This window comes from Sphingobium indicum BiD32 (assembly GCF_000382885.1).
Taxonomy (GTDB): domain Bacteria; phylum Pseudomonadota; class Alphaproteobacteria; order Sphingomonadales; family Sphingomonadaceae; genus Sphingobium; species Sphingobium japonicum_C.
In genome coordinates this window covers 1-4,184 of record NZ_CAVK010000218.1, presented here as the reverse complement: position 1 = coordinate 4,184, position 4,184 = coordinate 1, and the positions used below count along the sequence as shown (strand labels likewise).

Genomic DNA, 4,184 nt, shown 5'->3' with positions numbered 1-4,184 from the left:
CAGGCTCAGGGCGAACGGGGGTGGGGTGGCGCGATCGGCTGAGGTGGGCATTAGTCCGCCGTTGCCTCCGCGCCTTCAAGCAGCGCTGGATTTCGTGCTATGCTTTCACCAATCACCAGCATCTTTAACAGTTCATACGGAGAAACGAGTGGTACTTCCTGCTGCTCACCCGACCGAAGATTCTTAAACGCCATTACCCCTTTGGCGATTTCATCATCGCCCAGAATGGCAGCAAATAACGCCCCGGAAGCATTGGCACGCTGCATCCGCTTTTTCATGTTACCGCGAAAACCCATGTCGCAGGCGATACCGGCGCGACGCAGATCAGCGATGATACCAGTGGCCCTCGCTTCGGCGGCTTCGCCCATCGGGATGATGGCCACTGTTGGCTGCTCCCGCTCCGGCGCATCCACCAACATCGCCAGCCGTTCTATCCCCGCTGCCCAGCCGACCGCAGGCGTGGCAGGGCCGCCCAGATTCTCGATCAGCCCGTCATAGCGCCCGCCGCCCAGCACGGTGCCCTGCGCACCCAGCCGGTCGGTGACGAACTCGAACGCGGTGTGGCGGTAATAGTCGAGACCACGCACCAGCCGCGCATTGCGTTCCCAAGCGACGCCCGCGGCGTCCAGCCCGCTCGTCACCTTCTCGAAAAAAGCGCGCGCCTCGTTGGTCAGATAGGCGTCGATGTCGGGCGCGCTGTCGGCGATCGGGCGGTCGCGCGGGTCTTTGCTGTCGAGGATGCGCAGCGGGTTCTTGGCCAGCCGCTCGACGCTGTCCTCTGACAAGTCCCCGCGATGCGCCTCGAAATGGGCGATCAGCGCGGTGCGCCATGCCTCGCGACTTTCCGCGTCGCCCAGCGTGTTGAGCGTCAGCGTCACGCCATCATTGATGCCCAATTCTTTCAGCAACTGGTCGGCAAACACCAGCAATTCCACATCCGCGCCCGGCTCGGCCGCGCCGATGATTTCGGCATCAAGCTGGTGGAACTGGCGGAAGCGGCCCTTTTGCGGGCGTTCGTAGCGGAACAATGGCCCGTGGGTCGCGACTTTGAGCGGCGCATATTGCTGCCAGCCTTCGGTAATATAGGCGCGGCTGATCCCGGCGGTGAATTCCGGGCGCAGCGTAATCGAATCGCCACCGCGATCCTCGAATGTGTACATTTCCTTCGACACGACGTCGGTGGATTCGCCCAGCGACCGGGCGAATACGGCGGTCGATTCAAACACCGGCACCTCGACCCGCTGGAAGCCATAGAGCCTGCGCACCCGGTCAAAGGTCGCGACCACATGCGCGAAACGTTCCGCAAACGCTTCCGGGGTGCCGCCCAACATGTCTTGCGTGCCACGAACCGGACGCGGGGTTTCGATTTTCGCCATATGCCGGGCCTTTAACCGCAATTGCGCCCCAAGGAAACGCGGATTTTACGGCTGTGCATCAGGGGGTGGACGCGCCCGCGCCGCGACGCCATTGTGGCGACATGAGGGCCGTCCGGCCCAGCCTGCATTTTCGGAGATGTTCATGAACCGCAGCCTTGCTGCCGCCCTTTGCCTGACAACGGGCCTGTCCCTTGCAATCGCCAACCCGCTTGCCGCGCAGGAGGCGATCCGGTCCAAACCCACTGCCCTGCCGATCAACGATGCCAGCCCCGTGCCCAAGGACGCGCCCTATCCCGGCGGCACGATCAGGCTGGAGGTCGACGCCAGCGACACGACCCAGCGCATCTTCCGCGTGAAGGAGGTGATTCCCGTCGCGACCAGCGGGCCGATGACGCTGCTGATGCCCGAATGGTTGCCCGGCAATCACGCCCCGCGCGGCCAGCTGGAGAAGCTGACCGGCCTGACCTTCACCGCCGATGGCAAGCCGCTGAGCTGGAAGCGCGATCCGCTCAACGCCTTCGGTTTCGTCATCGACGTGCCGCAGGGGACGAAGCAGGTCATTGCCCAGTTCCAGTTCCTGTCCGCAACGGTCGGCAATCAGGGTCGCGTCGTGGTGACGCCCAAGATGCAGAATATCCAGTGGGAAAGCGTATCCCTCTATCCCGCGGGCTATTATACCCGCCAGATTCCGGTGCAGGCGACCGTCACCTATCCGGCCGGCTGGCAGGCCGCGACCGCGCTGAGAGGCAAGCGGACCGGCAATACCGTCGCCTATGACGTCATCGACTATGAAGCGTTGCAGGATTCGCCGGTCTTTGCGGGCCAGCATTTCAAGGCGGTGGATCTGGGGCAAAATGTCACCCTCAACATCGTCGCCGATGATGCCGACGAGCTGGTCTATACCCCCGACCAGATGGCGAAGCACAAGAAGCTGGTCGCCGAAGCGGGCGCGCTGTTTGGCAGCTATCATTTCGACCATTATGATTTCCTGCTGGCGATCACCGACGAAATGGGCGGCATCGGCCTCGAACATCATCGCAGTTCGGAAAATCAGGTCGAGCCGGGCTATTTCAAGAAGTGGAGCGATGGCGAGGCGTTGCTGGACCGCAACCTGCTGGCCCATGAGTTCACCCATAGCTGGGACGGCAAGTTCCGCCGCCCCGACCTGCTCTGGACCCCCGATTTCCGCACGCCGATGCAGGATAATCTGCTGTGGGTCTATGAAGGGCAGACGCAATTCTGGGGCTATGTGCTGGGCGCCCGGTCGGGCCTGTTCACCAAGCAGGAAACGCTCGACGCCTATGCCCAGATCGCGGCCAGGCTGGACACGGCGGTCGGCCGGCAATGGCGACCGATGGAGGATACGACGCATGATCCCGTCATCTCCGCCCGCCGGCCCAAGGGCTGGGCCAGCTGGCAGCGGTCGGAAGACTATTATAATGAAGGGCTGATGATCTGGCTGGAGGCCGACGCGATCATCCGCCGTCAGACCAAGGGTGCCAAGGGGCTGGACGATTTCGCCAAGGCCTTTTTCGGCGTGAAGCCGGGCGACTGGGGCCAGCTGGTCTATAATCGTCAGGACGTCATCAACACGCTGAACGGCGTCGCCCCCTATGACTGGGCCACTTTCTTCCAGACCTATGTGGATAGCCCGACGAAAGAAACGCCCAAGGGCGGCTTCACCATGGGCGGTTACAGGCTGGTCTATGGCGATACGCCCAATGCCATTACCAAGGCGGCCGAAGGCACGGGCAAGATGGTCGACCAGAGTTTCGGCATCGGCCTGATCGTCAAGAATGACGGCGAAATCAGCAGCGTCATCTGGGACAGCCCGGCCTTCAGGGCGGGTCTGGTGATCGGTGCCAAAATCCTGGCAGTCAATGGCGACGAATATTCGGGCGATGTCTGGAAAGCCGCGATCAAGGCCAAGGCACCGATCCAGATCATCCTGAAACAGGATAAATATTACCGCACTTTGTCACTCGATTATTCAGGCGGGCTGCGCTATCCGCGCCTCGAAAAGACAGGAGAGGGTGAGGGCAGTCTCGACAGGCTGCTCCAACCAAAAACATAAACACCCGCTATTCTATTGTGCAACAAAAGGCGTTCCCATGAATATCGAACTGATCCCCGTAGGCGACGATCCGCCCAACAGCCTGAACGTCATCATCGAAGTGCCGGTCGGCGGCGAGCCGGTGAAATATGAGTTCGACAAGGCGTCGGGCGCGCTGTTCGTGGACCGCATCTTGCACACGCCCATGCGCTATCCGGCCAATTATGGCTTCGTGCCGCACACCCTGTCGCCCGACGGCGATCCGCTCGACGCGCTGGTCATCGCGCGCTCGCCCTTCGTCCCCGGCTCGGTCGTGCGCGCACGCCCGATCGCGGTGCTGAACCTGGAAGATGAAGCGGGCGGCGACGAGAAGCTGGTCTGCGTGCCGGACAACAAGACCTTCCCCTATTATGCCGACATCAGCGAGAAGGACGACCTGCCCGGCATCGTGATGGAGCAGATCGAGCATTTCTTCACCCATTACAAGGACTTGGAAAAGACCAAATGGGTGCGGATCGGTACCTGGGGCGGTGCCGAGGACGCCAAGCAGATCACGCTGGAAGCGATCGCCCGCTATCAGGCGAGCAAGAAGGCGTAAGGCCGGATTGTCCGAGTGAATCGAAAAGCCGCGCAGGACAATCTGCGCGGCCTTTTTCGTGATGATATAGCTGCACCAAAATCCTCCCCTGCAAGGGGAGGGGGACCGCCAGCGAAGCTGGTGGTGGAGGGGTGTCACCCTATCGATAGGGTGACAC

3 protein-coding genes are annotated in these 4,184 nt (G+C 61.9%); 2 read left to right on the top strand and 1 reads right to left on the bottom strand.

Annotated elements, in window-relative coordinates; all coding sequences use genetic code 11:
* Positions 1 to 50 precede the first annotated feature (50 nt).
* Positions 51 to 1,376 (bottom strand): histidine--tRNA ligase, encoded by a 1,326-nt coding sequence (gene hisS, locus EBBID32_RS19720; RefSeq protein WP_006965036.1) that lies wholly within the window; start codon positions 1,374 to 1,376, stop codon positions 51 to 53.
* 142 nt (positions 1,377 to 1,518) lie between these two features.
* On the opposite strand from hisS, the gene EBBID32_RS19715 reads away from it, so the two are divergent.
* Together EBBID32_RS19715 and ppa are read left to right on the top strand one after the other, a co-directional pair.
* Positions 1,519 to 3,450 carry a M61 family metallopeptidase gene (locus EBBID32_RS19715; protein WP_006965035.1) on the top strand — a complete coding sequence of 644 codons (1,932 nt, stop codon included), beginning with the start codon at positions 1,519 to 1,521 and terminating at the stop codon, positions 3,448 to 3,450.
* Positions 3,451 to 3,487: 37 nt separating this feature from the next.
* Positions 3,488 to 4,027 carry an inorganic diphosphatase gene (gene ppa / locus EBBID32_RS19710; protein WP_006965033.1) on the top strand — a complete coding sequence of 180 codons (540 nt, stop codon included), beginning with the start codon at positions 3,488 to 3,490 and terminating at the stop codon, positions 4,025 to 4,027.
* Positions 4,028 to 4,184 lie beyond the last annotated feature (157 nt).